Raw genomic sequence first — 19,044 nt, forward strand, 5'->3', positions numbered from 1 at the left:
TGAATCACATCTGCCAGAGGCCATCATGAGCGAAGCCAAACTCGAATCCCTGCACTTTGCGGATGCTCCGCAAATCGTCACCAGCACATTGCCCGGCCCGAAAACCAGTGAGGCGCTGGCCCTGTCGGCGCGCACCGAATCCATGGCGCGCGGCGGCGGCCGTATGCCCATCGCCATGGATCGTGCCTTCGGTGCGACCTTCAAGGATCCAGACGGCAATACCTATATCGACCTGTCGGCCGGGGTTGGCGTCAGCAGCGTCGGGCGCTGCCACCCGAAAGTGGTACAGGCGATTCGCGAACAGTCCGAAGTGCTCATGCACGCTCTGGAAATCAACAGCACCCGGCGTACCGAGCTGGCGGCCAAGATGTCCGAGATCGCCCCCGAGGGCTTGCGTGGTGATTGCATCACTTTTTTCACCCAGGGCGGCAGCGATGCACTGGAGGCGGCGATCAAGTTCGCCAAGCGCATCACCGGCCGGCATCAGATCGTTGCCTTCCACGGCGGCTACCACGGTGTGTGGCATGCCTCGGGTGCACTGACCACCGGCAATGCCTACCGCAAAGGCTACGGAGCACAGATGGGCGGCGTGATTCACGCACCCTACCCTTATGCCTATCGCTTTCCGTTCGACACCACCCACAAGAGTGCCGAGCAGATTGCCGGCGAATACGTGGACTACCTGCTCAATACGCCCTATACCGGCGCTGACGACGTGGCGGCGGTGATCGTCGAACCGGTGCAGGGGGAGGGGGGGTATGTGCCGCCATCGCCCGAGTTCCTGCAATTGCTGCGCAAGGCCTGCGACCGCAGCGGCGCGCTGCTGATCGTCGACGAGGTGCAGGCGGGCGCCGGGCGTACCGGCAAGATGTGGGCCGTCGAGCACTCGGGCGTGAAGCCGGACATGCTCACCTTCGGCAAGGGCATCGGCAGCGATCTGCCCATGGCGGGGCTGATGATGCGCTCGGATCTGGCTGCGGCCATTCCCGATGGCTCCGTGCCCAACACCTTCGCCGCCAACTCGCTGTCCGCCACCGTGGCGCTGACCAACATCGCCATCCTGCAGGATCCGGAGCTCGATCTGCTCAACCGCGCTCACGCTCTGGGGTTGGAAGCGCAGGCGCGTATCCGTGGGTTCAACAGCCCTTGGGTGGGTGAGGTGCGCGGCCGTGGCCTGATGATCGGCATCGAATTGGTCGAGGATCAGGCCAGCAAGACGCCGCTGGAACGCGACAAGATCGGCCAGTTGATGGGCTACCTGATGAACCACGGTGTGCTGATGATCCCCTGCGGCCGCTACAGCAACGTCATGCGCCTCATGCCGTCGCTGACCATCTCGCGGGCGCTGTTCTTCAGGGGGCTGGACATCTTTGGCGATGCCCTGGCCTCGCTCAAGTAACCCATTGCGCAACTCAGGGATATGCCCATGACTCAGCACTTGAAACACTTCATCGCCGGCGCGGCCGTCGAGGCCTCGGACGGCCGCCATATCGATCTCGTCGACCCGGTGACCGAACAGCTTTATGGCAGTTCGGCACGCGGCACGCGTGAAGACGTCGATCGCGCGGTGGCGGCGGCGCATGCGCAGCTAGAAGAGGGCGCCTGGAGTCTGCTCGATGGTGCCCAGCGGGCTCGCTTGCTGACCAGGCTGGCCGATCTGGTCGAGCGTGACAGCGAGCTGCTGGCCGATATGGACGCCCAGGCCATCGGCCGTTCGCCCATGGAGCCACGGCGGATGGACTTGCCCAATGCCATCGCCCATTTGCGGGCCGCCTCGGGGTGGGCCAACCAGCTAGAGGGGCGCACCATTCCAAGCGGAGGGTATTTCGGCACCAAGACCCTGTCTTACACTGTGCGTGAACCAGTCGGCGTGGTCGGGGCTATCGTGCCCTGGAACTCGCCGTTGATGATCACCGTATGGAAGCTCGCTGCGCTGCTGGCGGCTGGTTGCACGGTGGTGATCAAACCTTCGGAAGAAACGCCACAATCGGCTCTGCATCTGGCGAAGTTGGCTCAGGAGGCGGGCTTCCCCGATGGCGTGATCAATGTGGTTACGGGTTATGGCGCCGAGGTGGGCCGTGCCCTGTGCGAGCACCCGAACGTGGCCAAGATCAGTTTCACCGGCAGCCCGGAGGCCGGCCGTGAGATCCAGCGCACTGCAGGTGTGCTGTTCAAGCGTGTGGCGCTGGAGCTGGGGGGCAAGAGCCCGCAGATCGTCTTCGACGATGCTGCGTTCGAGGATGCGCTGTTTGGCTGCTCGCTCGGCCTGTTCGCTAACCAGGGCCAGGTCTGCGCAGCAGGCTCGAGGATTCTGGTGCAACGCAGCATCGCCGAGCGTTTCGCAGCGGCGCTGGCCGAAGCGGCCAATTCGGTCAAGGTTGGTGACCCGCGTCAGCCCGACAACCAGATGGGGCCGGTGGCCAAGAAGGCCCAGTTCGAGCGGGTCAATCGCTACATCCAGCTCGGCATCGAGCAGGGCGCGACGCTGTTGGCCGGCGGTGTATCGAAGCCTGAGCGCGGCTTCTTCGTCCGTCCGACCATTTTCGCCAATGCCCGCAATGACATGACCATTGCCCGGGAGGAGATATTCGGCCCCGTCGGCACTGTGATCACCTTCGATACGGAAGAAGAAGCCATTGCAATGGCCAACGACTCCACCTATGGCCTGGCGGCCACGGTATGGACCAGCAACCTGACACGGGCTCACCGTGTAGCCGCAGCGCTGAAGACTGGTGCGGTAGGCGTCAACTGCTGGAGCCCGCTGGACGCCAATCTGCCCTGGGGCGGCGTGAAGACCAGCGGCATCGGTCGCGAAGGTGGCTTCGGTGGGGCGCTTGCCTACACCGAAGAGAAAGTAGTCACCGTATTACTGCCCAGTTAAGCCCAAACACCGTGCTGCCACGCCATCCCTCGATGCCAGGGGTGGCCGGTACGCCGGTATTTCCAACGCCTTGCTGATCAATGAAAAGGGGCTGCGATGAGTGCGATAGAGAAAGAACCCGTCGACCACTATCCGAGAACACTGTTGCTCCTGCACTGGGTGCGCGCAGTATTGATCATTGGCCTGCTCTGGGCGGGTTGGCACATGACTGGGATGAGTGACGAGGTAGAGAGCAAGTTCGTGCTCTATTACCCCTGGCACAAATCCTTCGGTGTACTGGCTTTCATTCTGGTAGTGCTGCAGATCGTCATACGGGTGAAAACGCCGGTATTGCCGAAACCTCCGAAAACCCTCGCCACACACGAGCGCTTCCTCGCGCAACTGGTGCAGCGAAGCATGTACGTGCTGTTGGTCGTGGTGCCGCTGATGGGGTATTCGATGTCGAGCACCTTTACCATGAGCGACGGCGTGTACTTCTTTGGTGTGGATCTACCCGAGTTGCTACCCAAGAACGATGAGTGGTTCGTGGTCTTCCAGTGGTTGCACAAGGTTCTGGCCTACACCCTGCTTGGCCTGATCGTGCTGCATCTGCTGGGCACCATGAAGCATCGGTTGTTCGACAAGGATCCGCGTAACGACGTCATGCGCCGCATGCTGAAGTGACACGGCCAGTGGCAATGCGTCGGCGCATTGCCCGTCAATGGCTGGCTCCTGCGTTTCAGGCCAGGCGCAGGTGGTTGTCCCACAGGCCGGCAGGCAGTTGCAGGGCGCTGGTGGTGATGCGTTCGCTGCGGCAGTCGTACAGGCGGCAGCGGCCCTGACCGGAGGTGACGACGAAGCCGTCACGCACGGCGCCGACGCCGGCGCAGTCCGCCAGGGGCACGTCGAGGCGCACTTCGGTACTGTCCAGATCCCAGACGAAGAAGCGGTTGCCGCGCGGTGCGGTCATCGCCAGCAGGCGCAGCTCGTCGTGGATGGCGACGCTGGCGGTGTACTGGTTCATGGCCACGCGCTGTGCTTCGCCGAGGGGGAAGGGCTGGTAGGGTTGGCCGGGGCGTTTGATCGCCAGCAGCGGCACGGCATCGTGCATGTCGCCCATGTACTGTTGGCCGCTGACCACGGTGCCGTCACGGGCCACGGCGAGGTGGCGGATGCTGTTCTGTTGGTCGGCCAGGCGCTCCTGGCTGAGCAGGCTGCCGTCGCGCTTCATCAGCACCAGGCTGGCCTGCATGGCGTCGAGGTTCATCTCCACGCGGCTCTCGGCCTCGGTGCGGATGCCGCCATTGGCCACCACCAGGGTTTCGCCGTCGGGCATCCACAGCAACTGGTGCGGGCCAACGCCGTGGGTGGAGTATTCGCCGGTGCGTTCCAGACGTTGATCCTTGAGGGCATAGGTGCCGAGTACGCCACGGCCAGGCTCGGTGGTGTCGTTCTCGGTGGTGTACAGCCACTCGCCGCTGCCGTGGAACACCGCATGGCCGTTGAAATGGCGGCCCTGCGGCGAGTGCAGCGTTTGCAGCAGGCGGCCGTCGCGGGTGTCGATCAGGTAGCTTTCGGTGCTCGGACGGCGACCGACGAACAGCGCCAGCGGCAGGCTGGGGTGCGGCACCACGTCGTGGCAGCGCTCGTTCACGGCGGTGGCGAAGGCGCGCTTGCCGTCGAGCCGATAGCCCACGGCATAGTGGCGGCCATCGGCGTCGTCGCGGGCCGAGAGCAGCAGCGGCTGACCAGCATTGTCGAACAGCGTCCAGCCAGCGAAGGCACCGGCGGTGCTGCCGACGCCGAGCAGGGCGGCGAGGCCGAGGAAGGTTCTGCGTTGCATCCGTCAGTCCCCGTCGTGGGCGTTGAAGCCGATCTGTACGCCGAGGGCTTTGGCCAGGTCGCTTTCCTGCAGGCGATGCAGGCGGTTGAGGCTGTCGTACAGTTCGTTCAACTGGCTGCGGCCCTCTTCGTTGGCGAGCAGTTCGCTCAGCGGCAGGTCGAGGGCGGCCAGGCGCTGGCGGGTGTCGAGGTAGGCGGCATCGATACGCTGGGCCAGTTCCGCCTGGTCGCTGCTCAGCAGCGCTTGCAGACCGTCCTTGTTGCTGCCGTGCCAGAGCAGTTCGGCGCTGGCCAGGGCCGAGGCGATATTGGCCAGGCTGGCGCCACTGCGCCAGGCCTCGGCCTGGTAGGGCTGGGGAATGCCCTTGCTCTGGCGGCCGAGCGGTGCGCCGAGTTTCTTCTTCAGGCCGTCGATGCCGCTGACTTGCACGCGCAGCAGTTCGGCCACGGCTTCCTTGGCATCGGCATAGCGGTCATTGGGGAAGGTCTTGAGCTGGGCGGCCATGCCATTCTTGTCGGCTTGCCATTGCGCGACGATATCCGCGGCCAGGGCCTGCTGGTGTTGCCCGATGCCTTGCAACAGTGGGCAGTAGCGAGCTTTCTGTGCGTCCTGGCTGAGGTCGATGCCGTTGTCGAACAGCACGTATTCCGCAGCCGTCAGGCCTTGTACCACGACGCTGGCGCTGGCGAGGTCGGCCTGGTTCAGTTGCGGCTTGCTCTTGAGCAGGGCTTCCACCTGGCGCTGCACCAGGTTCTTCTTGTCCGGCCAGAACTGCACCTGCCAGGCGCGGTTGCCTTCGGCCATGGGGCCGATCATCAGGGGTTGTAGCGCCGACCAGGCGCTCATGGCACCGAGGAAGGCCTGGCGCGTGGCGGGCAGATCCGCCGTGCCGGCGCAGAAGGCCGCGCTGCGTTCGGCCAGTTGCCGATCGGCCTCCTGCCAACTGGTATAAGCCGGCAGCAGCACGCCGTCGGCGAGGGCGCCGGTGACCTTGGCGGTCTGATCCTGCTGGCCGCAGCCGACCAGGGCCAGGCCAAGCAGGGAGGCGATCAGGCTCTTGTGCAACATCTCGGGCTCCTTAGAGGGAATTGAGGAAGGCGAGCAGGGCGGCTCGCTCGTTGGCATCGAATTGCAGCACGCGCTGCTTGGCCGCTTCGGCCTCACCGCCGTGCCAGAGTATGGCCTCCAGCAGGTTGCGCGCGCGACCGTCATGCAGGAACTGGGTATGGCCGTTGACCGCCTGGGTCAGGCCGATGCCCCACAGCGGTGGCGTGCGCCACTCGCGGCCAGTGGCGAGAAACTCCTCGCGACCATCGGCCAGGCCTTCGCCCATGTCGTGCAGCAGCAGGTCGCTGTAGGGGCGGATCAGCTGGTTGGCCAGCTCGGGTTCGGCGGCATCGGCGGCGGTGGTGAAGCTCGGCGTATGGCAGCCTTGGCAGCCGGCCTGATGGAACAGGCCCTTGCCCTCGAGCACTTTTGGAGCATCGACATCGCGGCGCGCCGGCACACCCAGATTGCGGCTGTAGAACAGCACGCTGGCAAGGATGTTGTCGCTGACCTCGGGCACGCCGCCGTTGACCGCCGCCAGGCAGTCGGTCTGGGCCTGGGTGCAGTTGTCATGGGCAATCAAGGTGGTGGTCAGGCCCATGTCATTGGCGAAGGCCTCGGCGTTCTGCTGGTTGAGGCTGGGCTGGCCGGCCTTCCAGCCGAAGCGGCCGAGCACGGTGCGCTGCAGGGCGCGATCCCAGACCTGATTGGCACGACCGGAAATACCGTCGCCATTGGCGTCGTCCGGGTCGGCATTGGCCAGGATGTCGGACTCGGGAATGGCCTCGAGCAAGCCCAGGCCGATCATCGGTGGGGCGACGCGGGCAGAAAAACGGGTGTCTGGGTGCATGGGGCCATAACCGAGCAGGCTGATCTGCAACTGCGGTTTGCGCAGTTGCACCTCGGTGCCATCGGCGAAGCGCACCGGTACGCTGCTGTAGCTCAGGCGCACCTTGCCTTCGGGAGCTATGCCCGGGTTGGCCATATCCTGCAGTTGGCTGCCATAGGTCGGTTCGGGCACTACGCCCTGGTGCAGCCGCCGTTCGCCATCTTCTGCCGTGGCCGGAATCGACAGGCGCACCAGCATCGATGCCGCGCTGCTCGCATCGGCTTCCGGGGGATGACCCCGACCGTCCTTGATATGGCAGTTCTGGCAGGCGTTGGTGTTGAACAGCGGGCCGAGGCCATCGCGCGCGGTGGTGGAAGCGGGGGCCGGTACCCAGGGGTTGCGGAAGAAACTGTTGCCCACCGAAAAATCCAGACGGCGGCTCGGCGCCAGGTTGGCCGAGGGCTGGGAAAAGGCGTTGTGATCGAACTTGCGTACCGTGGCGGCACCCGCCGAGAGTGCCTCGCCAGGCTCTGCGGTGGTGAAGCGGGGTTGTTGGTCACAGGCGCTCAGCAGCACCAGCAGAGGGAAGAGACGGAGCAAAGGCGACATCGGTAACGCGATCCGGACGGGCGGGGCGTCAAGATTAGCAGGCTAACTTCATTTAAATAAGATCAATTTGCGTTAACCGCCAGGGCAAAAGGTCGCGCCAGGGACACCATGTTGTCGCGGTGAGGCCGCCAGGGCCGCGCGTTGTCAGGTCGCGCGGCCGCTTTGGCGAGTCAGTTGATGCGAAAGCGCGCGACCTGTTGCTGCAGGTCGCTGCCCAGGCGTGCCAGGTCGACGCTGGCAGCGGAGGTTTCCTCGCTGGCGGCGGCCGATTGCTCGGCGATGTCGCGGATGCTGGAAACGCTGCGGTTGATCTCCTCGGCCACCGAACTCTGCTGCTCGGAGGCGGTGGCGATCTGCTGATTCATCTGCTGGATGCGTGACACCGCCTCGTCGATACGGGTCAGTGCGGTGCCGGCCTGGCGTGCCGCTTCCACGGTTTCCCCGGCCATGCCACGGCTTTGCGCCATCACGCCCACGGCGTTCTCGGCACCGCTTTGCAAGGTGACCACCAGTTGCTCGATCTGCTGGGTGGATTCCTGGGTGCGCCGTGCCAGGGCGCGGACTTCGTCGGCGACCACGGCGAAACCACGGCCTGCCTCACCGGCACGGGCCGCTTCGATGGCGGCGTTGAGGGCGAGCAGGTTGGTCTGTTCAGCGATGCTCTTGATCACGTCGAGCACGGTGCCGATGTTGGCGCTGTCGCCCTTGAGACGGGCGATGGCTTCGGCAGAGGCTTCCACGGTGCGCGCTAGCTGTTCGATACGGCTGACGGCCTGCTGCACGATGGTGCTGCCCTGGCGGGTCTGCTCTTCGGCGTCGGTGGCCGAGCTGGCTGCATTTTCGGCGTTGCGCGCAACGTCCTGTACCGTGGCGGCCATCTCGTGCATGGCCGTGGCAACCTGGTCGGTTTCCATGCGTTGCTGAGTGACGCCGGCACTGGTCTGCCCGGTGACGGTCGAGAGTTCCTCGGCCGCCGTGGCGAGCTGGGCGATGCCGGAGCCGAGCTTGCCGATCAGGTCACGCAGGCTGAGGGTCATGGCCTGCATGGCCTGCATCAGTTGCCCCAGTTCGTCGCGACGGTCACTCTGGATGTCTGCGGTCAGGTCGCCACTGGCTACCTGGCGGGCGATACCAACCACGCGCTGCAGCGGGCCGACGATGGCCTGGGTGATGAACAGTGCGCAGGCGACGCCGAGGATGAACGCGACCACCGCAGCCAGCAGCAGGTTGCGCCTGGCCATGCTGGAGTCGCTTTGCATCAGGTCGCGCTGCATCTGCAGCGACTGCTGCGAGGCTGCGGCGACTTCGCGCGCCCGCTCGGTCATGTCCTGCTCGCTCTGCTGCAGTTGGCTCAGATTGCTCTGCAGTTGAGCGAAGTGGTCACGGTAGCTGGCCATTTGTTCGAGCGCATTCTGCACTTCGCTGCGGGCACTGCCGTCGTCGAGTTCGCCAAGCAATTGCTGGCCTTTCTCTTCGATCTCGCTGAAGTGCGCTTCGAGTAGCTGGGCGTACTGAGCATCCTTGCGCAGCAGGAAGTCCTTTTCCCGGCGACGGGCTTCTAGCAGCTCCCGGGCCAGGGTGCTGGCCAGGTTGGCGCGATCGAGCATGGCAATACCATTCTGGTCGCCAGTGCCCTGAATCTCCACCACGGCCTGCTGGCGTAGGGTGGTTTCCAGCTCGGTGAACATCTTGAGTGCCGCGCGGGCCGAGTTTTCCATGGCATGCAGGGCATCGTTGCTGAGCTTGCCGGCTTCCTGGAGTTGCACCAGCTCGTTGCGGTAGCTGTCGGCGTCTTCCTGAATCTGGCGCATCAGCGCCTTGTTTTCCGGACGGTTGAGTTCCGCCTCTTTTTCGGCGGCCTGGGTGTGGAGCTGCTGCGAGATCGACAGGGCATCCTGCAGCGCCTTGTCGTCCTGTCGTAGCAGGTAATTCTTTTCCTGCAGGCGGGCCATCAGCAGGTTGGTATTGATTGCGCTGACTCCCTGCAGGCTGTCGATGCGTTCGAGCGTGGTATTGAGGCTGGAACTGCCAATCCAGACGATGGCAAGCGTGATGAACAGAATCAGACCGAAGCCGCCGAGTAATTTCTTGCGCACACTCAGGTCGAGCAGAAGAGCAGTTAGGACGTTCATGATGCTTCCTTGTACTGTCGGTCGTCTGCCAATTCCAAATTGGTTGGCGACATTCCCGGTTGGGATATAACTCAGGGTGGGTGCCTCTTGTCGTTGCGATTGAATTCTGAAGCGGATGTGACAGTGATGTGATGACTAGGATCAGGATAGCAGTGGGCTTGCTGCCAGCAATGTGGGCGGGCCTTTTGCGACAAATGGCACTCTGGTACGGACTAGGCCGGCACTGGCCATAGTCGGGCTATCGGGTCAGATTCGTAGCGGCCCTGGCCTCATCGACGGCCAGCTTTTGCAGGTCGCCGACTTTCCAGCAGGTAGCTCTTACGCCTTTGCTCCGGGGTGAGCACCTGCAGCGGTGATTGCACGAGCAGCACCTGCAACTCTGCCGCTTTGCTCGGTAAGGGGGCACGCAACTGAGTGGCGCGAGCATTGCCCAGAACCTTGGCCGTTCTAGCTCATAGCCAGTCACCCAGATTGCCCAGGCGTGGTGCCCGCAGCGCCAGCCGTTGCAGGGGCCGGGGGATCTGTCGGTTCTTTCGAGCGAAGGCGTGGATCGCCTCGTCCCGGGGGCGCTGCCTCATCTCGGCGCATGGCTGTCGATGCTGCCGATTTGGGCTAACGCCTGGTTGGGGATGGGCCTAGGATCGAAGTCGCTAGCGTGACTACAACAACTATTTCGCTGGTTGGCATGAGAGGCCCTGCGCCGCTCTGCGCCCCACCAACGACTGCCTCATACAATAAGGTCAAGAGAATGAGCGTACCCATGAGTCCGGCTGTCAGCTCTAACGAGCTGCGGCGTGGCGCCCTCAGCGTCGGTTTCATCATCTTCTTCGTGGTGTCGGCGGCCAGCCCGCTGAGTGTGCTGGCAGGGGGCTTCCCCATCGGTATCATGCTCGGCAACGGTGCCGGCACGCCGGTACTGCTGGGGCTGACCCTGCTGGTGCTGCTGGCCTTCTCGGTCGGCTACACCACCATGGCGCGCCATGTCACCAACGCCGGTGGCTTCTACGCCTTCTCGGCGCGTGGCCTCGGTGGGCTGGCTGGCGGCGCGGCAGGTGTGCTGGCGATGTTCGCCTACAACATCCTACAGATCGGTCTGTACGGCATGTTCGGTGGCGTAGCCGCTGGCACCATGGCCAGCGTGTTCGCCATCGACCTGCCATGGTGGGTCTATGCGCTGCTGGCGATGGTCAGCGTGGCCATTCTCGGGTATCGCAACATCGATCTTTCTGCCCGTGTGCTGTCGTTCATCGTCATTGCCGAATATCTGGCGATCCTCTTCCTGGATGTTGCCATCCTGCGCAGTGGCGGCGACCACGGTATCAACCTCGATTCCTTCAAGCCCGAGCACGTATTCAGTGGCAATCCGTCGATCGGCCTGCTGTTCTGCTTCGCCGCCTTCATCGGCTTCGAGGCCACCACCATCTATGGCGAGGAAGCGAAGGATCCGCAGCGCGCGATTCCCTTCGCCACCTATGCGTCGGTGCTGCTGATCGGCTGCTTCTACGGCCTGTCGATCTGGGCCATGGTGATCGGCGTGGGTTCCGACAAGATCGTGCCGCTGCTGCAATCGCTGGAAGATCCGACCACCTTTATCTATGGGCTGTCCGATCATTTCGTCGGTGCCGAGCTGACCCAGGTGATCCGCGTGCTGTTCCTGATCAGCATCTACGCTGGCCTGCTGGCCTTCCACAACTCAGCGGCGCGCTACTTCTATGCCACCGGCCGCGATGGCCTGCTGCATGGCCTGCTGGGCACCACCCACCGCATCCACCAAAGCCCGCACGTCGGTTCGTCGGTGCAAACCCTGATCTCCGCCGTGGTGGTACTGGTCTTCGCCGCTGCCGGAGCCGATCCGATCCTGCAACTGTTCGCCTGGTTCTCCAGCCTGGCCGCGTTGTCGCTGATCCTGCTGATGGCGCTGACGTCGGTAGCGGTGCTGGCCTACTTCCACAAGCATCCGGAGTTGGGTCTGGGCCTCGTGCGCCGCTTCATCCTGCCAGCGTTCTCCGGTATCGCGCTGCTCTTCGTGCTGGTGCTGGCGGTGGTGCACTTCGAGGTGCTGACCGGCTCGAGCCAACTGATCTCCTACGGCTTGTGCCTGCTGATTCCGCTCTCGCTGATGGTGGGCGTCATGCTCGCGGCGCGTTTGCGGCGCATTTCGCCCGAACGCTTCCGCGTGCTGGGCAGCCACAAGCTCTGAGTGGACTGCCGCACTTCATTCACTCAGTCACGACACCAAGCGCCGCGCGAGAACCCTGCTCGGCGGCCTGGGGGATGTTTTACATGAACGACTATCAACTGCTTATCGACGGTGCCCGGGTTGCCGGCCAGGGCGACCCCTTCGAGGTGATCAATCCTGCCACTGGCAAAGCCTTCGCCCTGTGCCCAGCCAGCAGCGTGGCGCAACTGGAGCTGGCCGTGGCGGCCGCTCAGCGCGCGTTCACGAGATGGGGTCGAAGCTCGTGTGGAGAACGTTGCGAACGCCTGCAACTGATCGCCAACGACATCGAGCGTGAAGCCGACGAGCTGGCCAGGCTGATCGTCCTGGAACAGGGCAAGCCGCTGGCGCTGGCTTTCTCCGAAGTCATGGGCGGAGTCGCCTGGACGCGCTACGCCGCCTCCCAGGAGCTGCCGGTGGAACTGGTCGAGGAGACCCCGACCCAGCGCGTCGAGCTGCACCGCAAACCGCTGGGCGTGGTGGCCTCGATCACCCCGTGGAACTGGCCGTTCATGATCGCCATCTGGCACATCATGCCGGCGCTGCGCGCGGGCAACTGCGTGATCAGCAAGCCGTCCAGCCTGACCCCGCTGAGCACCTTGCGCCTGGTGGAAATCATCGCCCGTCACGTCCCGGCCGGGGTCATCAACATCGTCACTGGCGAGCGCGGTTTTGGCAGCGCCATCGCCAGCCATCCAGGCATCCACAAGATCGTCTTCACCGGCTCCACCGAAACCGGCCAGCGCGTGATGCAGGCAGCGGCTGGCAACCTCAAGCGCCTGACCCTGGAACTGGGCGGCAACGACGCTGCCATCGTTCTGCCTGGTACGTCGGTGGATGCCGTGGCCGAAGACATCTTCCAGGCCGCCTTCCTCAACATGGGCCAGACCTGCGCCGCGCTCAAGCGCCTGTACGTGCACGAATCGCAGTACCAGGCCTTCGCCGAAGCGCTGGCCGTCATCGCCAGGCGCCAGGTGGTCGGCGCTGGCCTGGAGGAGGGCGTCACCTTCGGCCCGGTGCAGAACTCCGAGCAATTGGCATTGGTCGCCGAGCTGGTGGATGACGCTCGCGCCCAGGGTGGCCAGGTGTTGTGCGGTGGGGCGCAATTGCCGCGTGCCGGCTACTTCTACCCGCCCACCATCGTCACCAGCGTCAGCGACGGCCAGCGCCTGGTGGACGAGGAACAGTTCGGCCCGGTACTGCCGCTGATCGCCTACCGCGATGTGGAGGACGCACTGCGCCGCGCCAACGCCAGCAGCATGGGGCTCGGCGGCTCGGTATGGGGGCCGGATACGGCTGCCGCGCAGGCCGTTGCGGCGCGCCTGGAAAGCGGCGTGGCCTGGGTCAATTGCCATGCCCAGATTCAACCCAACACCCCGTTCGGCGGCTGCAAGATGTCTGGTTTCGGCGTCGAGTTCGGCCAGGAAGGGCTGCTGGAATTCACCACTCAGCAACTGTTGTTCACCCGCAAGTCCGCGGTTCAGCAGTGAGGAGCACCACCATGTCGACCAATGCCATGTTCAAGCAGAGCCAAACCCCGCAAGCCACGCCGGGCGAAACCCCGTACGCGAAATACAAGACAGCGGAAAAGAAATTCTGGCACCCGATGAGCGCTTCGGCGCCGGCCAACCGGGCCAAGACCCTGATCATCGCCCGTGGTGACGGCAACTACATCACCGACATCGACGGCAATCGCCTGCTCGATGGCGTCGGCGGCCTGTGGAACGTCAACGTCGGCCACAACCGCGCGGAAGTGAAAGCCGCCATCGCCGCACAGCTCGACGAACTGGCCTACTACCAGACCTTCGACGGCATCGCCCACCCGCGCGTGTTCGACCTGGCCGAGCGCCTGACCTCAATGTTCGCCCAGGAAAAAATGGCCCGTGTGCTGTTCAACTCCGGCGGCTCCGATGCCGTGGAAACCGCGCTGAAGATGGCGCGCCAGTACTGGATTGCCTCCGGCCAGCCAGGCCGCACTCGCTTCCTCTCGCTGCGCAACGGCTACCACGGCGTGCATGTCGGCGGCACCTCGGTCGGCGGCAACGGCGTCTACCACTACAACCATGGGCAACTGCTCGCCGGTTGCCACTTGCTCGACACCCCCTGGCTGTACCGCAACCCTTGGGATTGCGACGATGCCGAGCAACTGGTCGAGCACTGCATTCGCCAGTTGGAAGATCAGATCGCCTTCCTTGGCGCCGGCACCATCGCCGCCTTCATCGCCGAGCCGGTGCAGGGCGCTGGCGGCGTGATCGTGCCGCCGTCCGCCTACTGGCCGCGCCTGCGCGAAGTCTGCGACCGTCACGACATCCTGTTGATCGCCGATGAGGTGGTCACCGGTTTCGGCCGCAGTGGCTGCATGCTCGGCAGCCGTGGCTGGGGCGTGGCGCCGGACATCCTGTGTCTGGCCAAGGGTATCTCCGCCGGCTACATCCCGCTGGGCGCCACGGTGTTCAACCAGCGCATCGCCGATGCCATCGAGAACGCCCCCGGCTTCGCCAACGTGATCATGCACGGCTACACCTACAGCGGTCACCCGACTGCCTGTGCGGCTTCCCTGGCGGTGCTGGACATCGTCGAGAAGGAAGACCTGCCGGGTAACGCGGCCAAGGTCGGGGCACACCTGATCGAGGGCCTGAAGCCGTTGAGCGAGCGTTTCGAGGTGGTCGGCGAAGTGCGCGGCAAGGGCCTGATGATCGCCCTCGACCTGGTCGCTGACAAAAGCACCCGCCAACCGCTCGATCCGGCCACGGGGCAGGCCCTGCGCATCGCGGAAACGGCGCGCGCACAAGGTGTGCTGGTACGCCCGATCGGCAACAAGATCGTCATTTCGCCGCCCCTTACCCTCACTTGCGGTGAAGCCGATCTGATTGTCGAGGCGCTGAGCAACGCCCTGAGCAAGCATTGAACCTGCCGCCCCGCGCCCACGGGCGCGGGCATTCATCACAGTCTCGCAAAACCAATAAGAACGACTGCCACAGCACCGAGGAGCTGCAATGAAGATGAACCTGCGTAACAACGGCACGTTCGCTCTGGCCATGGCGATCACCGCTACCCTGGCCGGACAGAGCCATGCCTACGAGCTGTATGCTGATGACGACACCCAGTTGAATGCCGACCTGCTCGCCGTGTTCGGCATGATGAACAGCCGCAAGAACTACGATGGCACCACGGGTGGTTCCACCTGGCGTGAGGGTTTCATCAAATACGGCCTCAGTGGCCAGCAAGGGCTGGGTAGTGCCGGCAGCCTGTATGGCGCCTTCAATCTGGTCAGTTCCGGCACCTGGGGCGATGGCGACCCGGCTGGCAACACCCTCGGCACCGAGCGCACCAGCAAGATCGAAGATGCCTACCTGGGGTGGCGCTCGGGGGATCTGTTCCCCGTGCTGGGCAAGGATGGCGTGGACTTCTCCGCTGGGCGCCAGGTGGTCAAGCTGGGCCGTGGCTTTTTGATCAACGACGATGGCCCGAACCTGGGCAAGGGCCCGGCGGACGGTGCCCTCAATCGCGGCGGCGCCTACTACATCGCCGCGCGTCACGCCTTCGACCGCACCGCCGTGCTGCGCCTGGGGGGCGAGGACGGCGTGCATGGCTCGCTGGTCTGGCTCAAATCCGACAACCGTGCCCAGGCCGAAACCGAACTGGCCGCTGGCACCCTGGATTACACCAGCTACGCCGGTACCCTGGGGCTGACCTGGGTGCATGGCCTGGACGTCAACCAGCGCTGGGCCACGCCGATCCAGAGCGAGCGCGACAACCTGAACGTTTACAGCATCCGTGGCGAAGGCAGTGCCGGCATCGAGAATGCCAATTTCGCCTTCGAGTATGCCTGGCAGGATGTCGATACCGGGGTGGAGAAGGCCTGGTACGCCGAAGCGGGCTACACCTTCGCCGACGCGCCCTGGTCGCCGAACCTGACCTATCGCTACACCCGTTATTCGGGCGGCTGGGACTCGCTGTTTACTGGCCTCAGCAGCGGCTATGGCACCTGGGTTCAGGGTGAGGTGGCGGGCAACTACGCCGGCCCTTTCAACAGCAATACCGGCATTCATCATGTCGCCCTGAAGGCGTCACCGATGGAGGGCGTCACCTTGGGGGCACTGTACTTCGACTACAGCACCCTGCATGACCGCGACACGCTCAACCTGGATGCCCGCGAGCTGGATCTGTACGCCGAGTGGGCGGTCAGCGATCACCTGATCATCAGCCCGCTGGTGGGCTTGTATCAGCCTAAGAAGAGTGCCGACAACGGCGGTAATCAGGTCGGCGGTAATGGCACCAACGTTTACAGTCAGCTAATGGTGATCGTGCCGTTCTGAGGTGGAGACCTTCCTGGTGCGACCGGGCCGTACGTGCCGGTCGCCTGTCCTACAGCCGCCTTCAGGTGGCTGTTTTTATTGCTGCACCGGCCAGCTCACCACGAAGCAGCTACCGCCGTTCGCGGACGGTTGCCAGAACGCCCGTCCGCCATGGGCTTCGGCGATGGCCTTGACCACCGCCAGGCCCAGGCCGCTGCCGCCGCTCTTGCGTGAGCGCGAAGGGTCGCCACGGCGAAAGGCCTCGAAGATGTCGGCGGCCAGGGCACTGTCGATGCCGGGGCCGTCGTCCTCTACGCTCAGCCGGTAGTTGCCGTCGACCTGCTCAAGGCGTACCCGCAGCGTGCCTGGGTCGGCATGGCGCAGGGCATTTTCCAGCAGCGCCATCAGCGCCTGACGGATACGCATGGCATCGCACTCCACCAGCAGCCCGGCGTCCAGCTCCTGCTGCAGGTGAAAGCCTTTTTCCGCCAACGGCGTGGCGAAGGCCTGCAGCACGCTGCCCAGTTCATCGGCCAGGGGCACGCGGCTCCGTTGCACTTCCAGGTGGCCGCTGTCGTTGAGGCTGAGCACGCGCAGGTCTTCGATCAGGTGGTTGAGGCCCTCCACCTGGCGCAGCAGACCCTCGAACAGCTCGCTGCTGGGGCTGAACACGCCTTCGGCCAGGCCCTGCAGGCGGCCGCGCAGAATGGTCACCGGGGTGCGCAGCTCATGGGCGATGGCGGCGTTCCAGAATTCGCGTTCGCGGGTCATGCTCTGCAGGCGCTCGGCCATGGCGTTGAAGTCGCGCACCAGTTGCGCCGTCTCGCCCATGGCCTGGTCGTCCAGCGGTGCGCGCGCATCGAGCCTGCCCTGGGCCACTTCGCGCAGGCTGTGCGCCACCGAATTGAGGGGGGAGATCAGCCGTCGCGACAGCCGCACGGCAACGAACACCGCCATGCCCAGGGCGGCGATGATGGTGCAGCCGATCCAGATCATCTCCACCCGCGAAGGCAACCAGGTTTCCGAGATGCTGCCCGGCAGGTAGGCCACGGCGATGGCGTAGAACACGTAAGAGCCGAACACCGCGATGAAGATGATGCCCAGCGCCATCACCGCCAGGGACTGGATGAACTGCCGGCGCAGGCCCGGGGTCGGCTTCATGGCTCGGCGCCGAAGCGATAGCCCACGCCCCAGACACTGGCGGGGACGCCCTGGATGTCGAGGGCTTCGAGCTTCTTGCGCAGCTTGCTGACGTGGCTGTCCACGGTGCGCTCCTGGGTGTCGCCTTCGGGCAGGCAGCTCTCCAGCAATTCGGCGCGGCTGAATGCCCGTTTCGGCGCGCGCATCAGGCAGGCCAGCAGCTTGAACTCGGTCAGGGTCAGTTCCACTGTGTGCGGCTGGCCATCACGCAGCACGCTGGCCTCGTGGCTGTCCAGGTCGACCTGGAATGCACCGACGCGCAACACCTGGGTGGCTGCAGGTGCGCTGGCTCGCGTGCGCCGTAGCACCGCCTGCACCCGCGCCACCACCTCGGCCGGGTTGAAGGGCTTGACCACATAGTCGTCTGCGCCCAGGCGCAGCCCCATCAGCTTGTCGATGTCCTGATCCAGCGCGGTGAGCATGATCACCGGGGTGTCGCCACGGGAGCGGATTTCGCTGAGCACCTTCCAGCCGTCGACGACCGGCATCTGCACGTCGAGCAGTAGCAGATCCGGCTTGAGCGCCTGGTGCAGGGCCAGGGCCTGCTGGCCGTCGCTGGCGTGCTGGGTGCGCAGGCCGCTGCGCTGCAGGTAGGCGATGAGAATGTCGGCGATCTCGGCTTCGTCCTCGGCGATCAGCACCAGTGCCGGGGCGGGGGAGGCGTGGTGCGCGCGCGCGTGGGGATCGGACATGGGCAGGCTCGCAGACGGTGGCTGCGAATGTTATCGCGCCCTCCATGCTTTCTCCACAAAGCCTCGAATCATTCGCAACAGCCGCGCGTCAGACTGCTGCCTCGATCAGCTCCGGCCGGTATCAGGTCATCGGAGCCCAGTGTTCAGTGAGGAGTGGGTCATGGGCAGTAAACAGCGGCATCTGGGCATCGTGCTCGCAGGGCTTGCCGTATTGGCACTGGCTGGGTGCGACGCGCAGCCCGAGCAACGCGAAGCAGCCGCGCCGCTGCAGGTTTCGGTGCTGACGCTCGAGGCGCACGAACTGGCGGTCAGCGAGGATCTGCCAGCGCGTGTGGCCGCCGTGCGCAGCGCCGAGATTCGCGCGCAGATCGGCGGCATCGTGCAGCGCCGCCTGTTCGAGCAGGGCGCCGAGATCGAGGCCGGTGCCGTGCTCTTCCAGATCAACCCGGCGCCGTTCAAGGCCGAGGTCGACAGTGCCGCTGCCGCCTTGCAGCGCGCCGATGCGACCCTGGCGCGGGCGCGCGTTCAGGCCGAGCGCCTGGCCCCGCTGGTGCAGGCCGAGGCGGTCAGCCGCCAGGTGTATGACGACGCCGTGGCGCAGCGCGAGCAGGCCGCCGCCGATGTGGCCCAGGCTCGTGCGACGCTGGCGCGGCGCAGGCTGGATCTGCAGTTCGCCAGCGTCGAGGCGCCGATTGCCGGGCGCATCGACCAGGCGCTGGTCAGCGAAGGCGCGCTGGTGTCGCCCACCGATACCACGCCCATGGCGCGCATCCAGCAGATCGACCAGGTGTACGTCGACGTGCGCCAGTCCGCCTCGGTGCTGGACGCGCTGCGTCAGCAGGCCGGCTCGGCGACACCGGAACTGAGCGTCGACATCCTAGGCAGCGACGGCAAGCCACTGGGCCTGCGCGGGCGCATCCTGTTCTCCGGCATCGAGGTGGATGCCGGCACCGGCGACGTGCTGCTGCGTGTGCTGGTGGACAACCCGCAGCGCCGCCTGCTGCCCGGCCTCTACGTGCAGGCGCGGATTCCCCGTGCGCATTACTCGGCTGCACTGAGCGTGCCGCAGCAGGCAGTGACCCGCACGGCAGGCCAGGCCAGCGTGTGGGTGGTCGATGCCCGGGGCCAGGCACGGCCGGTGCCCGTCGAGCTCGGTGAGCTGGTCGAGCGCCATTACCGCGTGGTGTCCGGGCTCAGTGCCGGACAGCAGGTGGTGGTCGAGGGCATCGAACGCCTGAGTCCCGATGCCCAGGTCGCCACGCGCCCTTGGCAGCCCGCCGCCAACGGCGAACGCCTCAGCGCCGTCGCGCGCTGAG

The 19,044-nt window shown here is 65.1% G+C and carries 14 protein-coding genes; 8 read left to right on the plus strand and 6 right to left on the minus strand.

Features of this window, described 5'->3' with window-relative positions:
- The first annotated feature begins 25 nt into the window (after nucleotides 1–25).
- The 3 genes from PVE35_RS05620 (at nucleotide 26) to PVE35_RS05630 (ending at nucleotide 3,544) form a co-directional block, all read left to right on the plus strand.
- Nucleotides 26–1,399 carry an aspartate aminotransferase family protein gene (locus tag PVE35_RS05620; RefSeq protein ID WP_277374058.1) on the plus strand — a complete coding sequence of 458 codons (1,374 nt, stop codon included), beginning with the start codon at nucleotides 26–28 and terminating at the stop codon, nucleotides 1,397–1,399.
- A 27-nt stretch (nucleotides 1,400–1,426) separates the two neighbouring features.
- Nucleotides 1,427–2,881, plus strand: coding sequence for an aldehyde dehydrogenase family protein (locus tag PVE35_RS05625; RefSeq protein ID WP_277374059.1), 1,455 nt, complete (start codon nucleotides 1,427–1,429; stop codon nucleotides 2,879–2,881).
- A gap of 96 nt (nucleotides 2,882–2,977) precedes the next feature.
- Entirely contained in the window at nucleotides 2,978–3,544 is a 567-nt protein-coding gene (locus PVE35_RS05630) for a cytochrome b/b6 domain-containing protein (RefSeq protein ID WP_277374060.1), read from the plus strand.
- Between the two features lie 55 nt (nucleotides 3,545–3,599).
- Here the strand turns inward: PVE35_RS05630 and PVE35_RS05635 are convergent, their stop codons facing one another.
- From PVE35_RS05635 to PVE35_RS05650, 4 genes are all read right to left on the minus strand, one after another.
- On the minus strand, nucleotides 3,600–4,703 hold the full coding sequence (locus PVE35_RS05635) for a DUF1513 domain-containing protein (RefSeq protein ID WP_277374061.1): 1,104 nt from the start codon (nucleotides 4,701–4,703) through the stop codon (nucleotides 3,600–3,602).
- A gap of 3 nt (nucleotides 4,704–4,706) precedes the next feature.
- Nucleotides 4,707–5,771: an imelysin family protein gene (locus PVE35_RS05640; protein ID WP_277374062.1), complete on the minus strand. Its 1,065-nt coding sequence runs from the start codon at nucleotides 5,769–5,771 to the stop codon at nucleotides 4,707–4,709.
- A 10-nt stretch (nucleotides 5,772–5,781) separates the two neighbouring features.
- Nucleotides 5,782–7,200 (minus strand): di-heme oxidoredictase family protein, encoded by a 1,419-nt coding sequence (locus PVE35_RS05645; protein WP_277374853.1) that lies wholly within the window; start codon nucleotides 7,198–7,200, stop codon nucleotides 5,782–5,784.
- A 158-nt stretch (nucleotides 7,201–7,358) separates the two neighbouring features.
- A complete protein-coding gene (locus tag PVE35_RS05650; protein WP_277374063.1) occupies nucleotides 7,359–9,320 on the minus strand; it encodes a methyl-accepting chemotaxis protein in 1,962 nt (653 codons plus the stop codon).
- Between the two features lie 748 nt (nucleotides 9,321–10,068).
- Between PVE35_RS05650 and PVE35_RS05655 the strand changes: the two genes are divergently transcribed.
- The 4 genes from PVE35_RS05655 to PVE35_RS05670 all read left to right on the plus strand — a co-directional run bounded on the left by PVE35_RS05655 (nucleotide 10,069) and on the right by PVE35_RS05670 (nucleotide 15,857).
- Complete coding sequence (locus PVE35_RS05655) at nucleotides 10,069–11,520, plus strand: APC family permease (protein ID WP_268181922.1); 1,452 nt, start codon at nucleotides 10,069–10,071, stop codon at nucleotides 11,518–11,520.
- 83 nt (nucleotides 11,521–11,603) lie between these two features.
- Nucleotides 11,604–13,028 carry an aldehyde dehydrogenase family protein gene (locus PVE35_RS05660; RefSeq protein ID WP_277374064.1) on the plus strand — a complete coding sequence of 475 codons (1,425 nt, stop codon included), beginning with the start codon at nucleotides 11,604–11,606 and terminating at the stop codon, nucleotides 13,026–13,028.
- 116 nt (nucleotides 13,029–13,144) lie between these two features.
- Nucleotides 13,145–14,446, plus strand: a complete 1,302-nt coding sequence (locus PVE35_RS05665) for an aminotransferase class III-fold pyridoxal phosphate-dependent enzyme (RefSeq protein ID WP_277374854.1) — start codon at nucleotides 13,145–13,147, stop codon at nucleotides 14,444–14,446.
- Between the two features lie 130 nt (nucleotides 14,447–14,576).
- Nucleotides 14,577–15,857 (plus strand): hypothetical protein, encoded by a 1,281-nt coding sequence (locus PVE35_RS05670; protein ID WP_277374855.1) that lies wholly within the window; start codon nucleotides 14,577–14,579, stop codon nucleotides 15,855–15,857.
- Between the two features lie 75 nt (nucleotides 15,858–15,932).
- Here PVE35_RS05670 and PVE35_RS05675 read toward each other — a convergent pair whose 3' ends face one another.
- Both PVE35_RS05675 and PVE35_RS05680 read right to left on the minus strand, forming a co-directional pair.
- Nucleotides 15,933–16,997, minus strand: coding sequence for an ATP-binding protein (locus tag PVE35_RS05675; protein WP_277374065.1), 1,065 nt, complete (start codon nucleotides 16,995–16,997; stop codon nucleotides 15,933–15,935).
- Nucleotides 16,994–17,728, minus strand: coding sequence for a response regulator (locus tag PVE35_RS05680; RefSeq protein ID WP_277374066.1), 735 nt, complete (start codon nucleotides 17,726–17,728; stop codon nucleotides 16,994–16,996). The genes PVE35_RS05675 and PVE35_RS05680 overlap by 4 nt, the downstream gene beginning before the upstream one ends.
- A 160-nt stretch (nucleotides 17,729–17,888) precedes the next feature.
- Here PVE35_RS05680 and PVE35_RS05685 point away from each other — a divergent pair, with 160 nt between their 5' ends.
- The gene (locus PVE35_RS05685; protein WP_277374067.1) at nucleotides 17,889–19,043 is read left to right on the plus strand and encodes an efflux RND transporter periplasmic adaptor subunit; all 1,155 of its coding nucleotides are present in this window, start codon (nucleotides 17,889–17,891) and stop codon (nucleotides 19,041–19,043) included.
- Nucleotide 19,044: the final 1 nt, after the last annotated feature.

It is taken from the genome of Pseudomonas sp. AA-38 (assembly GCF_029457475.1).
Taxonomy (GTDB): domain Bacteria; phylum Pseudomonadota; class Gammaproteobacteria; order Pseudomonadales; family Pseudomonadaceae; genus Aquipseudomonas.